This is a genomic window from Paenibacillus algicola, from assembly GCF_005577435.1.
Lineage (GTDB): Bacteria > Bacillota > Bacilli > Paenibacillales > Paenibacillaceae > Paenibacillus_AQ > Paenibacillus_AQ algicola.
Window position 1 is genome coordinate 3,379,015 of the sequence record NZ_CP040396.1, and the last position, 21,241, is coordinate 3,400,255.

A 21,241-nucleotide genomic window follows, 5' to 3' on the forward strand; every position below is an offset into this window, starting at 1 on the left:
CGGAAGCCACTCTTGAGTGATTTCCGGACGTTTTGGGTTCTGTGATGCTTTAGATTTCTTACCCTTCCAGCTTGGCGGTAAAATACCGGGGCTTCCCGTCCGGCGTGTGCTGCTGATACAGCACAACCAGCAGCGTGGCCTGAGAAGAATGATCCCTGCTGAAGGCCGCGGAAGCAGCATTCCCTGACCCGCCTGCTGCATCCAGCACTTCTGCTTCTGCCAGGCCGCGCTTCGCCACCACTTCTTCCAGGTCGAAAGGCAGCACCTCGATCATCGCATGCTTCTGCAGCTCCCGCTCTCCAATGCCTAATTGTGCGAAGTCGTCAGTAAAGTCCTGAGCCCGCTCGACAGCCTTTTTGACCAGTGAAGTCCACTCGTCTTTATTCTGCGTGAAGTCCCACCAGATTTTGCGCGGCTTATATTTATGACCCAGGAAATAATCGAGCTTCATCAGTCCCTGAATGACATCCATTTGCGGCGTGCCCCGCTCCAGCAGGAAGGCGTTCAGCCGAGTGAACAGATCCTCCAGCTGATGACCGATCTTCTGCCAGCCCTGCCCCTCCCAGTAGTCTCCAAAGGCCTGGAAGAAGTCGAAGGGGGACGGAAAGCTGTGGGTCATTAGATAGTTTAAGGTATGGTCCATCCGGTGGGCATTCCAATACTTCTCCAGCACGTCCTCCAGCCGCTTCAGACGGACAATATCGGTGAAGGGCATCACATCGCTGCTCAGCATCTCATACGGCGCATGGTCCATGTACGTGTAATTGTATTTGGCTGCATCAATTCGCAGCCCTGTACCGCGAAGCATTTTCAGGAAGCCGAGCTGCAGCTCCTCCGGCCCCAATGCGAATACGTCATTAAACGTTTTGCGGAACGTATCGTAATCCTCCAGCGGCAGGCCGGCAATGAGATCCAGATGCTGGTCAATCTTGCCGCTTTCTTTGATTTTGGTTACCGTGCGGGTCAGCTTGGAGAAATTCTGTCTGCGCTTCACCAGCTCATTCGTCGGGTCATTCGTGGACTGTACCCCGATCTCGAAGCGGAAGATTCCCGGCGGTGCATGCTCGGCCAAATAATCCAGCACCTCCGGCCGCATAATATCAGCAGTAATCTCAAATTGAAACACACAGCCCTGATGATTCTCAATCAGAAACGCGAACATATCCAGTGCATAGTCCCGCTTGATGTTAAAGGTCCGATCCACAAATTTGATGAGCTTGGCCCCTTGGTCAATCAGATACAGAATGTCCGCCTTGGTCCGCTCAATATCATAGTAGCGCACGCCCACCTCAATACTGGACAGGCAGAACTGGCAGTTAAAGGGACAGCCCCGGCTTGTCTCGAAATAGACGACACGGTTTGCCAGATGCGGAATATCCTCTTGAAACCGGTGCGGCGAGGGTAAATCCTTGAGCTCCGCCTTCGGGCGCGGAGGATTGATGACCGTCTCACTCCCCTTGCGGTATGCAATCCCGTACACGAAATGATACTTCTGATCTCCCTCGATCGTCTTCAGCAGATGGTGCAGCGTCTCTTCCCCTTCGCCCATGACGATAAAATCAACGTTGACGAGCCGCTCCATCCAATACCCGGTATCGTAGGACACCTCCGGACCGCCGAGGACGATGGTCACCTCCGGCATTACTTTTTTGAGAATATCAATAACCTTGATCGTCTCTTCAATATTCCAGATATAGCAGGAGAAGCCCACCACCGCCGGCCGGCGCTGAAACAGATCGGAGACGATATTCATCACCGGATCCTTGATCGTATACTCTGCTAGCTCAATGTCAAAGTCATGCTCGCTGTACGCCTTCAGGCAGCGAATCGCCAGGGAGGTATGGATGTATTTTGCGTTTAATGTAGACAGGATGACTTTCATGCTTCACGACCTAACTTTAATTTAGTATTCATCCGAACCGCCGTCTGCCCCTTGGCTTTGAAAAAACTGCAGGAATGGCAGGCCGTATTTCCGGTATTTCACTTCTCCGACCCCTTTGACCTGGAGCATATCCTGCTCCGTCTGGGGACAAATCACGCTCATCTCGCGCAGCGTGGCATCATTAAAAATAATATAAGAGGGAACATGCTCCCGACTCGCCAGCTCCCGCCGGATCAGGCGCAGCTGCTCGAACACCGTCTCGTTCACAGCAGACGGAGAGGTATCCCTCGCGCTCCGGCGCTGGGAGACGGCCTTGGATGGCCGCGGCACCCGCTGCGTAACCTCGCGCTGTCCGCGCAGCACCTCAGCGGCAAGGCTCTGCAGCCTCACGACCGGATACTGGCCTTCCGAGAGGGCCAGATAGCCTTCCGAGATCAGTACATTGATACTTTCGGCAATCTCCTTCTCTGTCCGGCCATTCATAACGCCGTAGGTAGGCAGGCGGTCAAAGCCGTACTCCAGCAGCTTTTTGGCACGGGAGCCCTTCAGCACGGAGGCAATCATCGACACCCCGAAGCGCTCGCGCATTCTGTGGATACAAGAAAAAATCTTCTGCGCATCCACCGTAATATCAACAAGCTCGCGATCATCCGTGCAGGAGCTGCATGTGCCGCAGCGCTCGTCGCCGTGCTCTTCTCCGAAGTAATCCAGCATCGCGCTGCGCAGGCAGCGGGTCGTGTAGCAATAATCGATCATCTGCTGCAGCTTGCGGTATTCATTATGCTTGCGCTCCCCATCCTGGGGATTCTGCTCGATCAGAAATTTTTGGGTCATAATGTCCTGGGCGCTAAACAGCAGGATGCACTGGCTCGGCTCTCCGTCCCGGCCCGCGCGGCCTGCCTCTTGAATGTAGGACTCCATGTTCTTGGGCATATTGTAGTGAATGACATAGCGGACGTTAGATTTATCAATCCCCATGCCGAATGCATTCGTAGCGACAATCACGCGAATGTCGTCATACAGAAACGCTTCCTGGCTCGACGCCCGCTCGTCATCGCTCATCCCTGCATGATACCGTCCTGCGGCCAAGCCTTTCAGCTGAAGCCGCTGACATAGATCATCGACCTCTTTGCGGGTTGCGGCATATACAATGCCCGACTCATGAGCATGCGAGGCCGCATAATCCAGCACGAACTCCTTCTTGCTCTCACCGCGGAGAACGGACATATGCAGGTTGTCCCGACCAAGTCCGGTAACGAATACCTGCGGAGTCTGAAGCTGCAGCAGTCGCTGAATGTCCTCCATGACCTCCGGTGTTGCGGTCGCGGTAAATGCGGCGACAATGGGACGTCTTGGCAGTCCCCGCACGAACGGTGCCACAGACAAATAGCTTGTCCGGAAATCATGGCCCCATTGAGATACACAGTGAGCTTCGTCCACCGCTACACAGGAGATGTCCAGGCCCCCCATTTCCTCGCGGAACCAGTCCAGCTCCAGACGCTCCGGAGCTACATAGAGCAGCTTCAGCTCTCTTGCCTTGGCTGCACGGATCCGGTCGTTAACCTCACGGCCGCTCAATGTGCTATTGATATATGCTGCAGCAATGCCGGCGCTTTGCAGCGCATCCACCTGATCCTTCATCAGGGAAATGAGCGGCGATACCACGAGAGTCAGGCCCTGATAAATAAGCGCCGGAATCTGATAGCAGATGGACTTGCCGCCTCCGGTCGGCATAATGCCGAGCGTGTCACTGCCTTCCAGCAGGCTGGCGACAATCTTCTTCTGGCCTTCACGAAAATCAGGATACCCGTAATATTTCTGCAGATACTCCTTCGCTGTATGAAAATCAATAGATTGTTTATGGATCAATGATAAAACTCCTTCTGTTCACCTTTAAGCCCCTAGGGGGACATCCTCTCTTGCTGCGTGATCACGGGATGCTCCGGGCTTTACAGCGCTCCCTATTCCTCTCTAATTTTACCGGGCTTTGGCAGGATGGGCAACCACGAAGGAGCACTGCTTTTCCCCCTGTGATCCCGGATCATGGTCAGAACGGTTAAAAACGTCTTCGAAACGGGTAAAACAAAGGCATAGTCTGTCTGCCCAAAGGATTAAGAACCAGGGTTCCTGGAAAACCTACCTTACAAACTCGATGTTAAAGGGGAAAATGCTATGAAACCTGTTTCCGATGAACGTATTACACTGCACGGGTTTAACAACCTGACGAAATCACTGAGCTTTAACATGTACGATATTTGCTATACGAAGACGAAAGAAGAACGCGAGGCATACATTGAATATATTGACGAGCAGTACAATGCCGACCGCTTGACCAAAATCCTGACTCACGTCTCTGATATTATCGGCGCTCATGTGCTGAATGTCGCCAAGCAGGATTATGTGCCGCAGGGTGCGAGCGTAACGGTCCTCGTGTCCGAGGGTCCGATTGTAGAGGTGCCGAACGAATCCTATGAGGAATCACCGGGACCGCTGCCCGACAATGTCGTTCTCCAGCTGGACAAAAGCCATATTACGGTGCATACCTACCCGGAGTACCATCCGCATGAAGGAATCAGCACGTTTCGGGCAGATATCGACGTGTCCACTTGTGGAGAAATATCTCCGCTAAAAGCACTGAACTATTTGATTCATTCCTTTGACACGGACATCATGACCATTGATTACCGAATTCGAGGCTTTACGCGCGATATTAACGGCCAGAAGCTGTTCATCGACCATGATATCAGCTCCATCCAGAATTACATTCCCGATGAGGCCCAGGAATTATACGATATGATTGACGTCAATGTGTATCAGGAAAATATTTTCCATACCAAATGCAAGCTGAAGCAGTTTGATCTGGACAACTATTTGTTCGGCTACACGAAGGACAAGCTCTCCCGCAAGGAGCAGGAAGCCATTACCGAGCGGCTGAAGCTGGAGATGGATGAAATCTACTACGCCAAAAATATCGAGCGTTCCTGAAGACTGCACGGATATGTATTCATAGTGCGGCGCCTTGCCCTAGTGCAAAGGCGCCGTTTGCTTGTACATGGGGCTTGCAGCATGTCCCCAGACAGCAAAAAAAGACCGGGAGACCCGGTCTTTTTTTGCTGTCTGTATGTTGTGAAGTCATTGTGTTAAAACATTGGAAACACGTAATTGATCAGGAAGTATAACAGCCCGAAGAAAATAATAAGGTAGGCAGCATATTTAATAAACGTGGAAGCTACCATACTGTTATCGTTTCGTTCTTCAACATTACGGGTTTCGACTTCAACATTTTCATGACGCTGGCGGGAATCCATCTTCTATTCCTCCCTTTTCTCCTGGTCAGCCAGGATCTGGTTTGCAGCTGCTTGCTTATTCTTACACATTATGCAGGCGCTTGAACCAATCCTACCCCATGACGCCAATCAGCACGGGCAGCAGGATAAAGGAGGACAGCGTCGTCCACAGGATGCACCGCGATACGAGCTTCGGGGCCGCGTCATACTGCTCCGCCAGAATTACCGCGTTTACAGCCGCAGGCATGGAAGAGAGGATGAGCAGCACGGCAAACAGCGTACGGTCCACCGGCAGCAGAACCAGGAGCCCCCAGGCAGTTAACGGACCAATGATCATCCGCATTGCCATGCCGGACCAGAACCCGGCGGGTGTGACAAGGGCTGTTTCCTTGCCTTCTTTTACCCCCATCATCTGTGCACCCAGAATGACCAAAGCTAACGGCGCATAGGCCGCAGACAGCATAGACACCCCGGTATCCAGCGCCTCCGGCAGCACGGTTCCGCTCATCCGGAGCAGCACCGCACACACCGCTGCATAAATCGAAGGAAGCGTGAAGACCGATTGAAACGCCTTCGCTGCGGAGAAATGGGAACGTGCGGCGACAAATACCCCAAAGGTGTTCACAATAATAATCTGGATAATAACATAAACCGAGGCCTTATCCAGTCCCAGCTGACCGAAGGCCAGCAGCACGAGGGGCAGTCCGTAATTGACACTGTTCGTGAACAGGGTCGTCAGCGCAAGGCCTGCCTGCTCCGGCTGGGACAGCTTCAGCAGCTTTCCGAGCAGGGAGCAGAGCAGCCATAGCACCACCACATTGGCGACGCAGAAGACGGCCGTCACTGCCACATCCGATGTCGTGATCTCGGCATGCAGCAGGGTGTCAAAGATCAGTGCTGGACTCATGATATAAAGCGACACTGCAGACAAGGGCTTGGTCGCCAAGCCCTTGTAATATCTCAGTAAAGCCCCTGCCACCACCGGCAGGGAGATCGGAAGAAACACATGATATAGCGTAGTTAAGAATGATGTCAGCATGCTGCAATATAACTCCTCAAATTCATTAATCCGCTCCTGTTCCCGCGCTTCCGCCATCAGAGCTGCTGGCTGCATGAGTGCTATGAGCTCCCGTAGCTGCTGAAGAGGCCGTTAGAGGCATCAGATGGCTCTGTGTATACAGACATGCTGACAAGGCAGCATGCTCATCCAAGTCCCGGTGGGTGCCTGCAAGCTGCTGATCAAGCTCGGCCTGCTTCCTAAGCCACCCTCCGGCATCAAGCAGCACAGCCATTTCCCATACAAATTTCCGGTTAGGCCCTTCTTCCTGAAGCGGCCCTGCCTCTGCATCCAGCTGCGCCTTCCAGCGAAGCAGGAGATAATACATCTCCAGTCCCTGCTTGCTTAAGCTTTTCTTTGGCATACTGAGCAGCCCCGCGGCGGTGCCCAGCACCACCATAGCATGATACGCAGCCAGTCCGCCATACATAACCTGATAGCCGCCGAGCATGCTCAATCCCAGAAAGAGCAGCATGACCCATTTCGGCTGTGGCGAACGCAGAGCCCATAGCCCTGCACCGCCAAGCACTAAGGTAGTCCACAGCAGTGAAGAATATGGAGCCGCATCGAAATACTTCATCAGAATTACGATTGTGAAGTGCACCGCGACCGCAGCGATGAGCGCCACCCTGTACATGCTCGATGGGGCTGCGAACCGGTGGTATGCCTCCATGGAGGCAAGCTGGCTGCTCCATTCCATCACCTTGCGCTGAGTAAGCTTCCATAAAGCAGCATAACGCTTGTTTGCCAGCTCATTGCGGCTGTGCTTCTCTGTGGAAGTCGGGCCCGTGATGGACTCAAGATAAAATATTCTCCGCCCTTCCTGCTCTGTAAACAGCCAGTCAATCAGGAGCACATCTTCTTCACTGAGCGCCGGCAAGTCCGGGATCAGCTCGAATTGCAGCATGACCTTCGGTGCATAAGGATCGCTTGCCAGCCTTGGCGAGGCCTGGACCTCCGAAATGTGAAGCAGGCCGCGCTGGTGCAGTGAGAACAGGCCGGAGATGAAATCCCGTTCCTGCAGCCGGCCCCTGCGGTAAATATAGGCTACCTGCTTGGGATCCAGGGTCCACACCAGTGACAGGTCCTTCCGCTGCGCTGCTCTTCGGGCCGCCACCTTCTGCGGCGCCAGCCACAGCAGCACAACGCCCCCCCAGACCGCAGCGCCCAATCCCAGCAGCACCCACCGCAGTCCTTCGAAGCGCTGTTCCCGCTCGATTCTTCGTTTCATCTGCTCCTGCTCGGCCGCCAGCGTAGCACGGAGAGACAGGCTCTGCTTGGCAAAAGGCGCATCAACTACCACCTCCTGCGGAAACAGCACCCGCAGCCGCGCATTGCCGATTTCCGACAAGGTGTCATAGTGTACTCTTACAAAGGCTCCGGAATGGGGGTTTTTTTGCATGACTCCGCCCCTGGTTCGGTCCTTGATGAAGGTGTGTACATCCACCCCCGTAAACCGGTCCGGCAAAAAAACATCAATATTGACCTGTTTCAGCTCCTGGTCATTCTGCTCAAAAAAGCTCCAATCGAGGTCTGCAGCCTGCTTGGTACGTTTCACCACCTGACTGATCCGATAACGGTAAAAGTAATGCCTGGTTTCGTCTTCGGACGGGCTGGACGCGTAGAAGAAGCCACTCTCCTCATCATACCCTGAGTCAAGAAGGGGCAGCTCATCCAAGGGTAGCGAGCTTCTTTCATGCGACTCCAGCTCATACGCCTCAAAAAACTCGACCTGACTGCGCTCCTCCACCGCTAAATGGCGGGTAACCCTGTTGTAAGGACCGTTAAAACGATAGGTGTGTATTTCCTCCACATACAAATCCCCGTCCGGCATCACGTAAGCATAAACGTCGCTTTGCTCCATGGAATACGACCGCTCGTGATCACAAGCTGTGGTGAACAAAGCCAGGAGCAGCAGCGCTGCACTGAGCATATACCGGTATATCCGCCGGCTTATCATCATGTCATGGGTCCTCCTCCTTGTCCCAAAGTCAAAAAACCGTCCGTGGCATGCGACATTTCGGGACGGTCTTTTGGCAAAGAGAAGCTGCTCTATACTTTACGTCCGACAATTACGAGGTCGCGCTTGATACCATCCAGCTCTGCAACACCCGGAAGCAGTCCCCATTGCTCAAACCCGAACTTGCGGAGCAGGCCCAGGCTGGGATCATTATGGCCGAATACAAAGCCGACCAGATTGCTCACCTCCAGACGCGGGCATTCCTCTAACGCCTTCTCAATTAAGCGGCTGCCCGCCCCGCTCCCGCGGTAATCCTCATGTACATAAATACTTACCTCTACCGTTGCATTATAAGCTGGCCGGCCGTAGAAGGACTGAAAGCTCATCCATGCCGCAACCCGGCTGCCGTCCTTCATGACCCAAAGCGGACGGTGCGCCGGATCATGCTCCTCAAACCAGCTCAGCCGGCTCTCGGCTGTCACTGGATTAAGATCCGCCGTGACCATCCGGCCGGCGATCGTTGAATTATAGATGTCGACGATGGCCGGCAAATCGGCCTTGGCCGCAAACTCAATCGTGAATAAAGATGCCATTGAATAATTCCCCCGTTAATATGAGCTCACAACATATTTATTTTAACGGAGGTGGATTAAAAATGCTTTATTTTTTTATGAGAATGGTATGATAAAATGCAAGCTATTGAAGGATATAGACCCTATTTCCAGGAGAAGGAGACCTTTATGAATTCAAAATTAAAGGATATCATTTCCACAATGGAGCAGCAAAGGTGGGATACCGTGCTGCTTACAGATCCTAAACATATCTATTATTTGACAGGTTATGCCAGTGATCCCCATGAGCGATTCCTCGGACTTGTTCTGCAGCAGTCGTGCGAGCCGTTCCTGCTTCTTCCTGCACTGGACGCGGATGTCGCCGCTGCGGCCTCAGGGGGGATCTGCATTCTGACACATCGCGATACCGATCAGCCGTATGACATTTTGAAGAGTCGGCTTGAGGCGCCGGTCGGTGTCTTGGCACTGGAGAAGTCACATATGACGCTCAGCCGCTTTGAGCAGCTGCAGGAGACGCTCTCAGCGCATCATTATGCCGATATCGGTCCGCTGCTTCAGGACATGAGAGCCGTCAAGTCGCCGCATGAGATCAGCATCATGAAAGAAGCAGTCCGCATCGTTGAGCAGGTGCTTACCGAGGGATTAAGATCTGTACGCCCGGGGGTCCGGGAGCTGGAGCTTGTTGCGGAGCTGGAATATCTCATGAAGAAATCCGGCGCCCAGGCTCCCTCCTTCGACACCATGGTGCTTACCGGCAGTCATACCGCCCTCCCGCACGGCGTTCCGGGAATGCGTGAGATTCAAGAAGGCGATCTGCTGATGTTTGATTTGGGCGTGTATTACGGCGGCTATGCCTCCGACATTACCCGAACCTTTGCCGTTGGCCACCTTTCGGCAGAGGCACGTCACATCTACGATACCGTTCTCGCCGCTAACCTTTCTGCTATTGCTGCTGTAAAGCCAGGTGTTTCTTACGGTTCCATTGATCAGGCCGCACGGTCACTCATTGAGCAAGCCGGATACGGAGAAGCATTTCTTCACCGCCTCGGTCATGGCCTTGGTCTGGATGTGCATGAGGCGCCTTTCATCCACGGCCTGAACAACGAGCTGCTGCAGCCGGGCGCTGTGTTCACGATTGAGCCGGGCATTTATATCCCGGGGATCGGCGGTGTCCGCATCGAAGACGATGTATGGGTCACCGAGCAGGGGGTTGAAATTCTAACGACTTTCCCCAAAGAGCTGACCGTGCTCGGCTAAGGCCACTGCACAAATAGCGCGCAGGATTGATACAGGCACATCCTCTCTTTTGAAGAAAGGTGAGACTGTAACCATCCTTGCGCGCTATTTTGCTAGATCTATAGGTTTATGCCTGCATGACGTCGATTTCCTGATTCCGCTCCTGATACACCTTCTCATCGACCTGATTCAGCGCTTTGCCGGTAATCATCCCGGCCGTCATGGAGCCGTTGACGTTCAGTGCTGTACGTCCCATATCAATCAGAGGCTCTACAGAGATCAACAGACCTGCCAGTGCAACCGGCAGATTCATCGTAGACAGAACGATCAGGGAAGCAAAGGTCGCTCCGCCTCCGATGCCCGCCACACCGAAGGAGCTGATCATAACCACGACGACAAGCGTCAGCAGGAAGGTCCAGTCCATCGGATCGATGCCCTGGGTCGGCGCAATCATAACCGCGAGCATAGCAGGATAAATTCCGGCACAGCCGTTTTGCCCCATCGTTGCCCCAAATGAAGCCGACAGGTTGGCAACGCCTTCCGAAACGCCCAGCTTCTTGTTCTGGGTTTGCACGTTTAACGGAATGGTTGCCGCGCTGGAGCGGGAGGTAAATGCAAAGGTCAGCACGGGCAGCACCTTTCTCAAGTAAGTCACCGGATTAAAGCCGAACACCAGCAGGAGCAGCAAGTGGATGATAAACATGACAAACAAGGCAACATATGAAGCCAGGACAAAATCGATCAGGTCGAGAATGACCTGCAGATCCGTGCTGGCAATCGTCTTGGCCATGAGGGCCAGGATGCCGTAAGGGGTCAGGCGCAGCACCAGGGTGACGATCCGCATCACGATGCCGTACAGGGAGCGCACCAGCTTGCGGAACGTTTCCGCCTGCTCTGGCTGCTTCCGGTCCAGACCCAGTACAGCTATGCCGATAAAGGCCGAGAAGATGACGACAGCAATCGTTGAGGAGCGCCGTGCCCCGGTCATATCCGCGAATGGATTGGAAGGAACGAATTCCAGAATCTGCTCCGGCAGAGACTGATCCTGCACCGTGCCAAGCCGCTCCTCCAGAGCAGCACCCTGCTCCTGCTCCGCTGCACCGGCCTGGATATTCTCGGCAGAGAGATCGAACACATTCGCAGCGGTAATGCCGACCACAGCCGCTACACCGGTGGTCAGAATGAGAACCGCGATAATGGAGGCGCTCATTTTACCCAGGTTGCTGCCGCCCTTCAGGTTCATAATTGCCGATATAATCGACACCATAATGAGCGGAATAACCATCATTTGCAGCAGACGCACATATCCGTAGCCGACCAGATTGAACCAGTCACTGGACTTTGAGATCGTATCCGAATCGGCGGTGTAAATAGCCTGCAGAATGACACCGAACGCAACGCCTAGCACTAATCCGGCAAACACCCTTTTGGTAAATGAATAGTGCTTCTTCTGCATCCAGAACAAAATACCGATCAGTATGGCGAGCGAAAGCACGTTTAAAAACACCCATAAGTTTTCCATGATATGGACTTCAGCCTCCTGTTTATGTATTTCAGCCTTAATATGGATTTTCGATCCCATTCTTATGTAAACATTAACCTATATATACGAATCGAATATAAGAAAATCCTCTACTCGGCTGTAGCCAAAATCAGTAGCAGCACGCTGTAAAAAATAGCCCCGAACACAAATGGCAGCACCCGGCTTTGCTGCTCCTTGGGCAGCTCCTCCTTGAGGACATTTAATAGAATGCCTCCAGCCAGAAATGCAAATATGATCGAGACGACAGCCTCCTCCACCTGAATGACCGTCCCTGCCAGCCATCCTGTCAGCACCCCTGCAGTCAGAAACCAGCGTCCCGCCAGATCATAGCGGTGCTTATGCGCTGCCCGCAGCGAATGATCGTTGACCATAAAGTGAAGTGTCATGGCAATGGTAAACAGAAGCAGGCTGTAGAAGGAGTGTGAGGTGCGTTGAAGCAGCAAATAGCCAATCAGCACGTTGTATACGAAAAAGATACTCATATGAAACCAGAAGACGCCGACTCCCGGTGTCCCCTCGCCCCGTTGACTGCCAGAATCTGATTCTGCACTGGCCTTGACCAGCCTCTCCATCACATAGAAGAACATCAGGCCAAGCATCGCTACGAGATACACATGATGCTCCAGAAACGCAAGACTCTGAGGCGTATGGTCCTGGATCACGTTCTGATGCTGCTGCAGCTCCGGGAGAATGTGGACGAACACATATGCAACCGACACGCCGCCAGCGGCCGAAAGCACCCAGCTCCGAGGGATGACACGAAGAAAGCTCAAATGTCCTGAAAAGATATGGGCACAGGCTATGACGCATGCCATAATTAAGGTTACACTCATCCTACCATCCTCCAGCTGAATACCAGATTTTTGTATACATAACCGGATGGCGGGGAGTCTAATCAAATGAAGTGAAGGATGGAGGGAACAGGATGAAGGCGGATCGTAAGGTCTCCGTATTTATCGCGCCCACCTTGGACGGGTACATTGCAGGAAAGGATGATTCCCTGGATTGGCTCTTTAAGGTAGAGGGAGAAGGAGACAATGGGTACAGCGAGTTCTATGACACCGTGGATACAATCCTGATGGGTAAACGGACGTTTGACTGGATTATGAACCAGGGAGAGGCATTTCCCTACAAAGGAAAGGCCTGCTACGTATTTACCCGGTCAGAGACAGCAAGCCATGAGGATGTGACCTTTGTGAACGGCAGCCCCTCGGAGCTGATTCAGAAGCTGAAAAAGGAAGACGGCTCAAAAATCTGGGTCGTCGGCGGAGGCGAGCTGCTTCAATCTCTGCTGTCCGAGCGGCTGGTGGATGAATTGTTCATTACGATTGCACCGGTGCTGCTGGGAGAAGGAATACCGCTCTTTAAAGGAGGCGGACCGCCGCAGGAGCTGCTCTTCAAGGGCTCCAGAAGCTTTAATCAATTTGTGGAGCTGCATTATGAGGTGAAATCATCACTCGGGAGATGAAAAAAAAAGACGGCATTCGCCGTCTTTTTTACATGGTGTAAACGTACAGGAGAACTAAGCATTCGGTTTAGGCACGACTGTGCATCAGCAACACAATTTATTCCCTCTTCTGCGCCTCCCTTGGAGAAGCCGTCAGCAGCACCTGGGGTGACCCGTTAGAGGGATGGCTGACAATTGAAGTGTCTACACCAAAAATTTCTCTGAGCCGTTCCTCTGTCAGCATGTCCTGCGGCGGCCCTGCGCCTGCCGCCCGTCCATCCTGGAGCAGCAGCAGCTTGTCGCAGAATTGAGCCGCCAGATTCAGATCATGCAGCACGCTGATGATCGTAATGCCGCTCTCCTGGCGCCATTGTGATACCATCTCCATGAACTGCAGCTGATAACGGATATCGAGATAGGTTGTGGGCTCATCCAGCAGCAGCAAAGTCGGCTGCTGCGCCATCACCTTGCCGAGTGCTGTCCGCTGCCGCTGACCGCCGCTCAGCTCATCCACCGGACGGTTCTGCAATACCAGCAGATCCAGCTTCTCCATAATGGAGTCCAGTAACGGAGCAGGGTCGTGAGGTTCACGGCCCAGCCAGCCCTGGAACGGGTATCTGCCCATCTCCAGCACTTCCCGTACTGTAAAGCTTGTCGCGGGCAGCCCTTCCTGCTGCAGGACGGCAATGAAGCGAGCCAGTTCCTTGCGGCTGTGCTTGCGAATATTGCGGCCGGCTACAGTAACCGTGCCGCAGGAAGGCGCCTCTACACCGGAAAGAAGCTGCAGCAGGGTAGATTTTCCGCTTCCGTTCGGCCCGATCACCCCCCACCACTCTCCTGCCTGGACCTGCCAGTCCAGAGGCTGCAGCGCCATAACCTCGCCGTACCGTCTGCCGGCACCCTCAAGAGTAATCATTGCTGTCCCTCCCTGCGCTGCCTCCGACTGCGATACAGCAGGTAGGCAAAGAACGGAGCACCGATGAAGGCCGTCACGACACCAATCGGTATCTCAGACGGAGCCAGCAGCGTTCGGGCCGCCGTGTCGCTCCAGACCATGAATACCGCCCCGCCTAAGGCAGAAAGCGGAATAATGATCCGGTAATCCGACCCCGTCAGCAGGCGGATCATATGCGGAATGACAAGCCCGACGAAGCCGATCACGCCAGATACGGACACAGCAGCAGCTGTCAGCAGGGTAGCCACCACGAGCACGCTTCCCTTTAACCGATCCACATTCAACCCTGTATATGCAGCCTGGCGCTCTCCTAGTGCCAGCAGGTTTAAGGCTCTCGACCGGCTCCATAAATAAATCAGGCCCGCTGTGAAATAAGGCAGCAGCACCAGAATATACGTCCAGCCCCGCAGGCTGAGGCTGCCCAGCGTCCAGAATAAAATATCATTCATCGTATCTCGGGACATAATCGTCAAGAAAGACACCACCGCTCCCAGAAAGGACTGCATAATGACACCAGCCAGGATCAGCCCGTGCGTTGGAAGCTTGCCCTGTTCCCTCGATAATGCCAGCACGATCCACAGCGTTACTGCGCCAGTGACAAATGCAACGAGCGGCAGCGTCCATGCCCCCGCAAAGGAATACTGCATACCGTAAAAAATAAGCAGCGCTGCGCCCAGTGACGAGCCGGAGGCCACGCCCAGTGTAAACGGGTCCGCAAGCGGATTACGCAGCACTCCTTGAAAGGCCGCCCCTGCCGTTGCCAGGGATGCACCCACCAGCATGCCGAGCAGTATACGGGGTAGACGCACCTTCATAATAATTTGTTCCGCCGAGGACTCCCAGGCTGTCGGAAACCGCTCTGCCAGACCGGGAACCCGCTGAAGCAGCATGGCTCCGATCTGCCCGGCAGGCAGATGAACGGAGCCGATACCCAGGCTGACCACAAGGGTCAGCACCAGAAGCAGCAGTCCCGCTATCGTATAGCCTGCCAGCTTGGAATTCACGGAGTCATCAAATCCGGATAGATCGCCTTCGCTACTTCAATCAGGCCCTGCGTAACACGAGGTCCCGGGCGGCTAATCAGATTGTCGTCCAGCTTGAACAGCTGTCCGTCCTGAATGGCCTGGATTTGATCCCAGCCGCTGCGAGATTGAATGAGCTGATCTAAAGACTGGTTGTTCTCATCCATGACATTTGCGGAATATAGAATGACATCAGGATTCGCAGCAATAATGTTCTCTTCACTTACCTCAAACCAGCCTTCTGCCTCGCCCGCCGCATTGATGGCATTGCTCAGCTTCAGCATTTCATCCAGGTAAGTTCCGCTGCCTACTGTCCAGCCCGGTGAAAATTCAACATACACGGTCTTCTTGTCTTCTTCCTTCACGTCTTTTACCGCGTTCTTCACCATGTCCAGCTCCTGCTGCATCTGATCGGTAATTTCCTTGGCTTGGGCCTTACGGTCTGTAATCTCTCCGACCAGCGCGATATTGTCCATCACTTCAGCAATGGTCTTGGGATCATTGACGAACAGCTTGACATCCAGATCACGAAGCTTGTTGATATTATCCTCATTCATGGCAGCCGTGAACACTACATCTGCTCCAGATGCCACAATCGCCTCTACATCCGACTCATATCCGCCCATCTTGGGCTTGGACTTCGCCGCCTCCGGGTAATCGTCCACCTCGGACACACCAACGATCTGCTCATCAAGGCCGAGCGCAAACAGCTTCTCGGTTTCAGACGGAGACAAGGAAACTACCTTCGCCGGTGCCGCTTCGAATGTCATTTCGGTCCCGGTCGCATCCTTCACCGTTAACGGATAGACGGTCTTGTCGGCTTCGCTGTCTTTGCCCTCTTCCTTCTGGGTCTCATCGTTATTGGCTTCACTTCCCTGTGACTGCTCTTGCTGCGCCGGCTGTGTCTCGTTCTCTTCGGCCGGGCTTGTGCACGCCGCCAGCATCATAGCCAGCATCATCGTCATCAAGAGCGTGGATCCGAACTTTAACATCTTGTTCATTGGTTTCTCTCCCCTTATTTGTATAATTTCGAGATATACCGCTTGCTCCACTTTAACATCATTCATCTGGCGTTTCGGATTTGGACCGCAAAAAACCCCTGACTCCTCGTTAAAGAATCAGGGGTTACGTTATTGGATCGGTACACCGCAGCATAAAGCCGGGCGAAACACCTCCTGCTGCACTTCACAGGCAGGATCTGTTCCGCTGCATGCACGGCAGCTCCAAACGTAATCCTCTCCTCGAAGGACCGTCAGATCATCACGCAAGGCAGGTCTCCTGACTTGCAGGTGGTGCTTCTCCCCCGCCTTCCCGAGCCTAGTGCTACAGCCAGTGGCATCGTGGGGGAGTCTCCTGCTTTACAGTGGCGGGACCGTGCCGGAATTGCACCGGCTTCCCTTTTCACCCGAGGCTAACGCTTTAAAGGTTAAGCCCGGGACCTCGCATGTATGTGTATGGATTATCTGGTTTGATATACAAGCTTGTTCTCTGTTGTGAATTATAGGACATCTGGACAAGCCTTACAACCATTATCTACTCGGGGGCACTGCCTGGAAAGAGTTGCTGCTCCGGCAGCAGCGCTCCCGGAGAGGGCGCAGAACGCTGTTCCAGAAGCAGCATGCGGTTCCCCTTATGCGGGGGCTTGACATGGATGCTTCCTCCTCTCTGCACATCCCCTGCCTCATAAAACACCTCACTAACCACCGTGCTGTCTCCCCGGGCAGTCAGGACCAGTCCGCGATCTGCATGATGAAGGCCATCCTGCCCCTCCAGCTGAAATACAGGCACCTGTGCCTCCAGCTGATGATAAGCCCTGAAATCTGATTTCGTCAGCCTTGAAGCTGCCCCCGTAATGCCGGAGCTAGAACGCTTCACCCACAGCACGGCTGTACTTTGCGCCGGAAGGATCACCTTGGCGTCGAAGTCTTCGCCGCTTCTAACAGACAGCTCTGTTGAGTATGCCCCGAACACATAATAAAGAGCATACCGCTCATTGAAATCAACCGCTTCCTCCGACATGTTCACAATCTCCACGAATTCAAATAAATCAGCCCCGCCCGCGCCTTCAATCACACCATGGTGAGAGCGGTCATCGGGATATACCTCCGTAATATATATCGGCATGGCTGTAACAGAGCTTGCGGTAAGCTCCCGCGGAAGCTGGGGCTCCGCTTCCGCTGCCCGCAAAGCACCCTGAAACAGGAGGAGGCCCAATACACTGAGAAGTCCAAGTGTGCGCGCTCCTATTTTTCTGTCCAGCAAATACGTCGCCTCCCGTCATCCTTTCGTTTCTACCAGTTAACAGGACGAACATGAGGTGTGTGTTAATTCTGATGGCGATCTGTATGAAGCTTTTGACAGGAAAGGCATGGCGTTCTGGATCCTTCTCTCGTACGGCTTTGCCCTTGAAGCGGGTCTTCGTTTACAATAGAACCTGGACAAGACTGAATAAGCGGAGGCGTAACCTATGCTGTTTATTGATAATCAAGGAATCCATGATCCCGCCATCAATCTGGCGATTGAGGAATATGCGCTGAAGCATCTTCCTATGGACGACAGCTATCTTCTGTTTTACATCAACCAGCCATCTATCATTATCGGCAAGCATCAGAATACGATTGAAGAGATTAACCAGGAATACATCCGCGATCACCGGATTCAGGTCGTACGGCGTCTGTCCGGCGGCGGAGCAGTCTACCATGATCTGGGCAATCTGAACTTCAGCTTTATTACGAGGGATGACGGACAATCTTTCCACAACTTTTTGAAGTTCACACAGCCGGTCATTGATTTTCTGCAAAAAATGGGCGTTCCTGCCGAGCTTAGCGGCCGCAACGATCTGCAGGTCGGGGAGAAGAAAATTTCTGGCAACGCCCAGTTCTCCACGCGCGGCCGTATGTTCAGCCACGGCACCTTGATGTATGACTTGAACCTGGATGACGTACAGGCCTCCCTGAATGCCAATCCGGAAAAGTTCAAATCCAAGAGCACCAAGTCGGTCCGCAGCCGTGTAGCCAACATTAAAGAACTGCTTGGAACGGATATGACCATTGAGCAATTCCGGGCAGAGCTGCTGCGCTCGATCTTCGGCATGGAGCCGGACCAGGTTCCGCAATATGTGCTGCAGGAGAAGGACTGGGACATGATCCATCAAATCTCCAGGGAACGGTATCAGAGCTGGGACTGGAATTACGGACAGTCGCCAGAGTCTAATGTGAAGCATGCCCGCAAGTTTCCCGTAGGCATCATTGACATTCGGATGAATATTAAAGACGGACATATTGCGGAGATCAAGATTTACGGCGATTTCTTTGGTGTCGGGGATGTTGCAGACATCGAGGATGCACTCCGGGGCAAACGGTATGAGGAGAATCAAATCAGAGAAGCCCTCTCTCCCTTTAACGTCAAGCACTACTTCGGGAACCTCGCTCAGGAAGACCTCATTGGGCTGATCTTTCTGGAGGAATAACAGATAGATCCTGCAACAGACTACAATAGGCTGCCCCGGAACCAACATTCCGTGAGGCAGCCTATTATGTCTTTAGTACCCATGTGGGCACGGATTGCAGCATGCTGAAGGGCAGATTAAGCGATGAATACATACCATAACAGGACAAAGGTCAGAATCATGCATATATTCTCCACCATATTGCCCCATTTCGTTCCTGTACTCATCAGCTTCAGCTTCAGCCTTAGCTTCAGCGGCGGCAGGGGGCGAATCCCCCGATTCGTCAGGGTATCTGCGGCCAGATGCAGGGCATAGGACAAGGCGCCGGCGACCCAGAGGCTGGTTCCATGCTCCGCATTCTGAGCTGCAAAATACAGCAATGCTCCCCAGCCTGCAACAGCGTACAGGCTATGTGTCAGTCCCCGGTGCGAGACTAGTGAGCTGATCATCAGCACACAGCCGGCAATCAGGTTCCACGGGTTGAAGAACTGACCAAATTGCACCAGCCCCAATCCGATCATAAACATGACAATATGGCGAAGCGTCCGGCCCGGTAAAAAGGATACGACCGCAATCAGGCCTCCCAGCGCCAAATTCCAGGGAGAGAAGGCAGCTCCGTAAAAATAAATAAACGCCGCTCCGGCAATCAGCGCCAGCTGCAGCACACGCAGCAGCCCTGTAGGGATGGCCGTGCGGACCAGGATTGAATTCGGTTCATCAATATCCGGCAGCAGTGAGCTCACCACGGCTACCGCCGCCGCGGGGAGCGTGACGGGAATACCGGCCAGCCCCATTACAGAGAGGGTGACTCCGGTGCTGATGACCAAGTGGGCTCTTCCCATCATAGCTATAAATTCCTTTCCTTACCGTGCAGTCTTTCGTACAGCATATATGAGAATATACGTTCGATTTCATTAGTATAGCAATCGGCACGCCTATTTGTCTACCCTTGTCCTGCGTAAGAGAATGGGATACAATTTGATCAAATTGTGTGCTTAGAGAATACTACGTGGATAGGAGTACACATTGCCAGATCAAGAGAGGAGCAATCATAATGACGCAGTATAAATTAATAGCTATTGATATTGACGATACACTGATTAATGATGAGAAGGAGGTCACCCCCGGAGTTCAGCAGGCTTTGGAGCAGGCTGTAGCCAAGGATGTTGTCGTGACCCTGGCCACCGGACGGGCTTATGCCTCCGCACAAAAGATTGCCCGCCAAACCGGGCTAAATGTTCCCATCATTACATACCAGGGTGCGCTGATTAAGAACCTGCTAGATGAAAAGGTGCTGTATGAGCGATTCGTTCCGATGGACGCGGCCCGCAAGCTGTTTGACTATTGCCTGGAGCATGATCTGCATCTGCAGACTTATATTGATGACAAGCTCTATGCCCGGGAGGAGAATCAGAAGCTTATTGACTACTGCGCCTTGAACAAGACTCCTTATTACGTAGAGCCTGACTTTGCCAAGATGATTCATCAGCCGACACCCAAAATGCTCATTATTGACGAGCCAGACTATTTGGATGAGCTGATCCCGATCTTTCAGGAGCTGGTCGGCGACCAGATGCATATTACGAAATCAAAGCCTCACTTCCTGGAGTTCATGCATAAAGAGGGCACCAAGGGCCATGCGTTAACATTCCTGGCCAACCACTTCGGCTGCAAGCTGGAGGAGACCATTGCCATCGGCGATTCCTGGAATGACCATGAAATGCTGGAATGCGCTGGACTAGGGGTTGCTATGGGCAATGCTATTCAGCCTTTGAAGGATATCGCAGACTATGTAACAGCCAGCAACAATGAGGATGGCGTCAAGCAGGTCATCGAGCAATTTGTCCTGAATCAAGACTGATCCTGACTCACAGATAGACCACAGCCAAGAAGCCCCGCGGCAGCCATTGCCGAACGGGGCTTTTGGAGCTGTGCTGCGGGGAGAAGCCTTTGGGCATCACGCTTGGCACAATACTATGGCGCTGCATACATTTATGGCATGATGGTTTACCCCTCAGCCTTGCCTAATGCGACCTCCATGCCGGTATGTGCCAGCAGCACACCGGCCGGAAGCGCCGGCAGACAGGTGACATCTACGTCATGGGACATATGGGTATAAATCGCTTGCTTGGGAGACACCTCTTCCAGCAGCACGGCAGCCTCCTCCATATCATAGACCGAGCGGGTGCTTCGCTCTGCCCTTTCCTGGACAAAGCTTGTCCCGAGCACCAGCAGATCCAGCCCGTGGAGAGGCTTCTTCTCCTGCTTCTTCAGATGGATGGAGTCCGAGTTATATACCCATGCATAGCCGTCTTTTTCCAGCCGATATGCATAGGAATAGCCATTCTTCCCGTGATTTACCCTCCAGCCCTGGATGCTCCAGCCCGCCAGAGTGCAGCCGTCATCTGTCTGAATCATGCTCAGGTGGTTGGACAGCCAGGGATACTGACTTTGAATAACGTCCAGAACCTCCCGGGGAGCGTGCAGTCTTCCCTTGTGTCCCAGCCACCGGCAGGCATCCGCCCACTCCGGCAGTCCGGCAATATGATCGAAATGGGCATGCGTCACCAGCACGTCCTGGACCTGACGGATGTCCAGCCGCTCCATCATCACACGCCAGTCGGGGCCGCAGTCGATCAGGAAGAACTGCTCTCCGCTGCTTACCATGGCCGAGGACCGGAACCGGCGATTTCTGCCTTCTGCCCTGGCTTCCATACAGACCGTACAGCTGCAATAGACACGCGGGACCCCCATGGCGTCACCTGTCCCCAGAAACGTTAATGTATCCAACACCTTCACCTCTTGTTTGTCATCACCGTTGAAATTACTTCA

Annotated in this window: 20 protein-coding genes and 1 riboswitch; of the genes, 5 read left to right on the forward strand and 15 right to left on the reverse strand. The window is 53.4% G+C overall.

Annotated elements, in window-relative coordinates; genetic code table 11:
- Positions 1–58: 58 nt before the first annotated feature.
- Both E6C60_RS15885 and recQ read right to left on the reverse strand, forming a co-directional pair.
- The gene (locus tag E6C60_RS15885) at positions 59–1,882 is read right to left on the reverse strand and encodes a B12-binding domain-containing radical SAM protein (RefSeq protein ID WP_138226737.1); all 1,824 of its coding nucleotides are present in this window, start codon (positions 1,880–1,882) and stop codon (positions 59–61) included.
- 21 nt (positions 1,883–1,903) lie between these two features.
- Positions 1,904–3,748: a DNA helicase RecQ gene (recQ, locus tag E6C60_RS15890; RefSeq protein ID WP_138227843.1), complete on the reverse strand. Its 1,845-nt coding sequence runs from the start codon at positions 3,746–3,748 to the stop codon at positions 1,904–1,906.
- Positions 3,749–4,054: 306 nt separating this feature from the next.
- On the opposite strand from recQ, the gene speD reads away from it, so the two are divergent.
- On the forward strand, positions 4,055–4,867 hold the full coding sequence (speD, locus tag E6C60_RS15895) for an adenosylmethionine decarboxylase (RefSeq protein WP_138226738.1): 813 nt from the start codon (positions 4,055–4,057) through the stop codon (positions 4,865–4,867).
- A gap of 155 nt (positions 4,868–5,022) precedes the next feature.
- Here the strand turns inward: speD and E6C60_RS21005 are convergent, their stop codons facing one another.
- The 4 genes from E6C60_RS21005 to E6C60_RS15910 form a co-directional block, all read right to left on the reverse strand.
- On the reverse strand, positions 5,023–5,190 hold the full coding sequence (locus E6C60_RS21005) for a hypothetical protein (protein ID WP_175415334.1): 168 nt from the start codon (positions 5,188–5,190) through the stop codon (positions 5,023–5,025).
- A 91-nt stretch (positions 5,191–5,281) separates the two neighbouring features.
- On the reverse strand, positions 5,282–6,208 hold the full coding sequence (locus tag E6C60_RS15900; protein WP_138227844.1) for an AEC family transporter: 927 nt from the start codon (positions 6,206–6,208) through the stop codon (positions 5,282–5,284).
- A 25-nt stretch (positions 6,209–6,233) separates the two neighbouring features.
- Positions 6,234–8,189 (reverse strand): DUF2207 domain-containing protein, encoded by a 1,956-nt coding sequence (locus E6C60_RS15905; RefSeq protein WP_138226739.1) that lies wholly within the window; start codon positions 8,187–8,189, stop codon positions 6,234–6,236.
- An 89-nt stretch (positions 8,190–8,278) separates the two neighbouring features.
- Positions 8,279–8,779: a GNAT family N-acetyltransferase gene (locus tag E6C60_RS15910; RefSeq protein ID WP_138226740.1), complete on the reverse strand. Its 501-nt coding sequence runs from the start codon at positions 8,777–8,779 to the stop codon at positions 8,279–8,281.
- Between the two features lie 147 nt (positions 8,780–8,926).
- Here E6C60_RS15910 and E6C60_RS15915 point away from each other — a divergent pair, with 147 nt between their 5' ends.
- Positions 8,927–10,015, forward strand: a complete 1,089-nt coding sequence (locus E6C60_RS15915; RefSeq protein WP_138226741.1) for a M24 family metallopeptidase — start codon at positions 8,927–8,929, stop codon at positions 10,013–10,015.
- A gap of 106 nt (positions 10,016–10,121) precedes the next feature.
- Here the strand turns inward: E6C60_RS15915 and E6C60_RS15920 are convergent, their stop codons facing one another.
- Complete coding sequence (locus tag E6C60_RS15920) at positions 10,122–11,516, reverse strand: L-cystine transporter (protein ID WP_138226742.1); 1,395 nt, start codon at positions 11,514–11,516, stop codon at positions 10,122–10,124.
- Positions 11,517–11,626: 110 nt separating this feature from the next.
- Positions 11,627–12,370, reverse strand: coding sequence for a hypothetical protein (locus tag E6C60_RS15925; RefSeq protein WP_138226743.1), 744 nt, complete (start codon positions 12,368–12,370; stop codon positions 11,627–11,629).
- Between the two features lie 92 nt (positions 12,371–12,462).
- Between E6C60_RS15925 and E6C60_RS15930 the strand changes: the two genes are divergently transcribed.
- On the forward strand, positions 12,463–13,005 hold the full coding sequence (locus E6C60_RS15930; RefSeq protein ID WP_138226744.1) for a dihydrofolate reductase family protein: 543 nt from the start codon (positions 12,463–12,465) through the stop codon (positions 13,003–13,005).
- A gap of 97 nt (positions 13,006–13,102) precedes the next feature.
- On the opposite strand, the gene E6C60_RS15935 is transcribed toward E6C60_RS15930, so the two are convergent.
- The 5 genes from E6C60_RS15935 to E6C60_RS15950 all read right to left on the reverse strand — a co-directional run bounded on the left by E6C60_RS15935 (position 13,103) and on the right by E6C60_RS15950 (position 17,223).
- Complete coding sequence (locus E6C60_RS15935; protein WP_138226745.1) at positions 13,103–13,900, reverse strand: ABC transporter ATP-binding protein; 798 nt, start codon at positions 13,898–13,900, stop codon at positions 13,103–13,105.
- A complete protein-coding gene (locus E6C60_RS15940; protein ID WP_138226746.1) occupies positions 13,897–14,943 on the reverse strand; it encodes a FecCD family ABC transporter permease in 1,047 nt (348 codons plus the stop codon). The genes E6C60_RS15935 and E6C60_RS15940 overlap by 4 nt, the downstream gene beginning before the upstream one ends.
- Positions 14,940–15,962 (reverse strand): ABC transporter substrate-binding protein, encoded by a 1,023-nt coding sequence (locus E6C60_RS15945; RefSeq protein ID WP_138226747.1) that lies wholly within the window; start codon positions 15,960–15,962, stop codon positions 14,940–14,942. Before E6C60_RS15945 ends, E6C60_RS15940 begins: the two co-directional genes overlap by 4 nt.
- A 129-nt stretch (positions 15,963–16,091) precedes the next feature.
- Positions 16,092–16,229 (reverse strand): hypothetical protein, encoded by a 138-nt coding sequence (locus tag E6C60_RS21010; RefSeq protein WP_175415335.1) that lies wholly within the window; start codon positions 16,227–16,229, stop codon positions 16,092–16,094.
- Positions 16,213–16,419, reverse strand: a riboswitch (cobalamin riboswitch). It overlaps the preceding gene by 17 nt.
- A 75-nt stretch (positions 16,420–16,494) precedes the next feature.
- Positions 16,495–17,223 carry a lamin tail domain-containing protein gene (locus E6C60_RS15950; RefSeq protein ID WP_138226748.1) on the reverse strand — a complete coding sequence of 243 codons (729 nt, stop codon included), beginning with the start codon at positions 17,221–17,223 and terminating at the stop codon, positions 16,495–16,497.
- A 205-nt stretch (positions 17,224–17,428) separates the two neighbouring features.
- Here E6C60_RS15950 and E6C60_RS15955 point away from each other — a divergent pair, with 205 nt between their 5' ends.
- Positions 17,429–18,430: a lipoate--protein ligase gene (locus E6C60_RS15955; protein WP_138226749.1), complete on the forward strand. Its 1,002-nt coding sequence runs from the start codon at positions 17,429–17,431 to the stop codon at positions 18,428–18,430.
- 116 nt (positions 18,431–18,546) lie between these two features.
- Here E6C60_RS15955 and E6C60_RS15960 read toward each other — a convergent pair whose 3' ends face one another.
- Positions 18,547–19,254, reverse strand: a complete 708-nt coding sequence (locus tag E6C60_RS15960) for a metal-dependent hydrolase (protein WP_138226750.1) — start codon at positions 19,252–19,254, stop codon at positions 18,547–18,549.
- Positions 19,255–19,463: 209 nt separating this feature from the next.
- Between E6C60_RS15960 and E6C60_RS15965 the strand changes: the two genes are divergently transcribed.
- Complete coding sequence (locus E6C60_RS15965; protein ID WP_138226751.1) at positions 19,464–20,270, forward strand: Cof-type HAD-IIB family hydrolase; 807 nt, start codon at positions 19,464–19,466, stop codon at positions 20,268–20,270.
- A gap of 146 nt (positions 20,271–20,416) precedes the next feature.
- Here the strand turns inward: E6C60_RS15965 and E6C60_RS15970 are convergent, their stop codons facing one another.
- Positions 20,417–21,199 carry an MBL fold metallo-hydrolase gene (locus tag E6C60_RS15970; protein ID WP_175415336.1) on the reverse strand — a complete coding sequence of 261 codons (783 nt, stop codon included), beginning with the start codon at positions 21,197–21,199 and terminating at the stop codon, positions 20,417–20,419.
- Between the last annotated feature and the right edge of the window lie 42 nt (positions 21,200–21,241).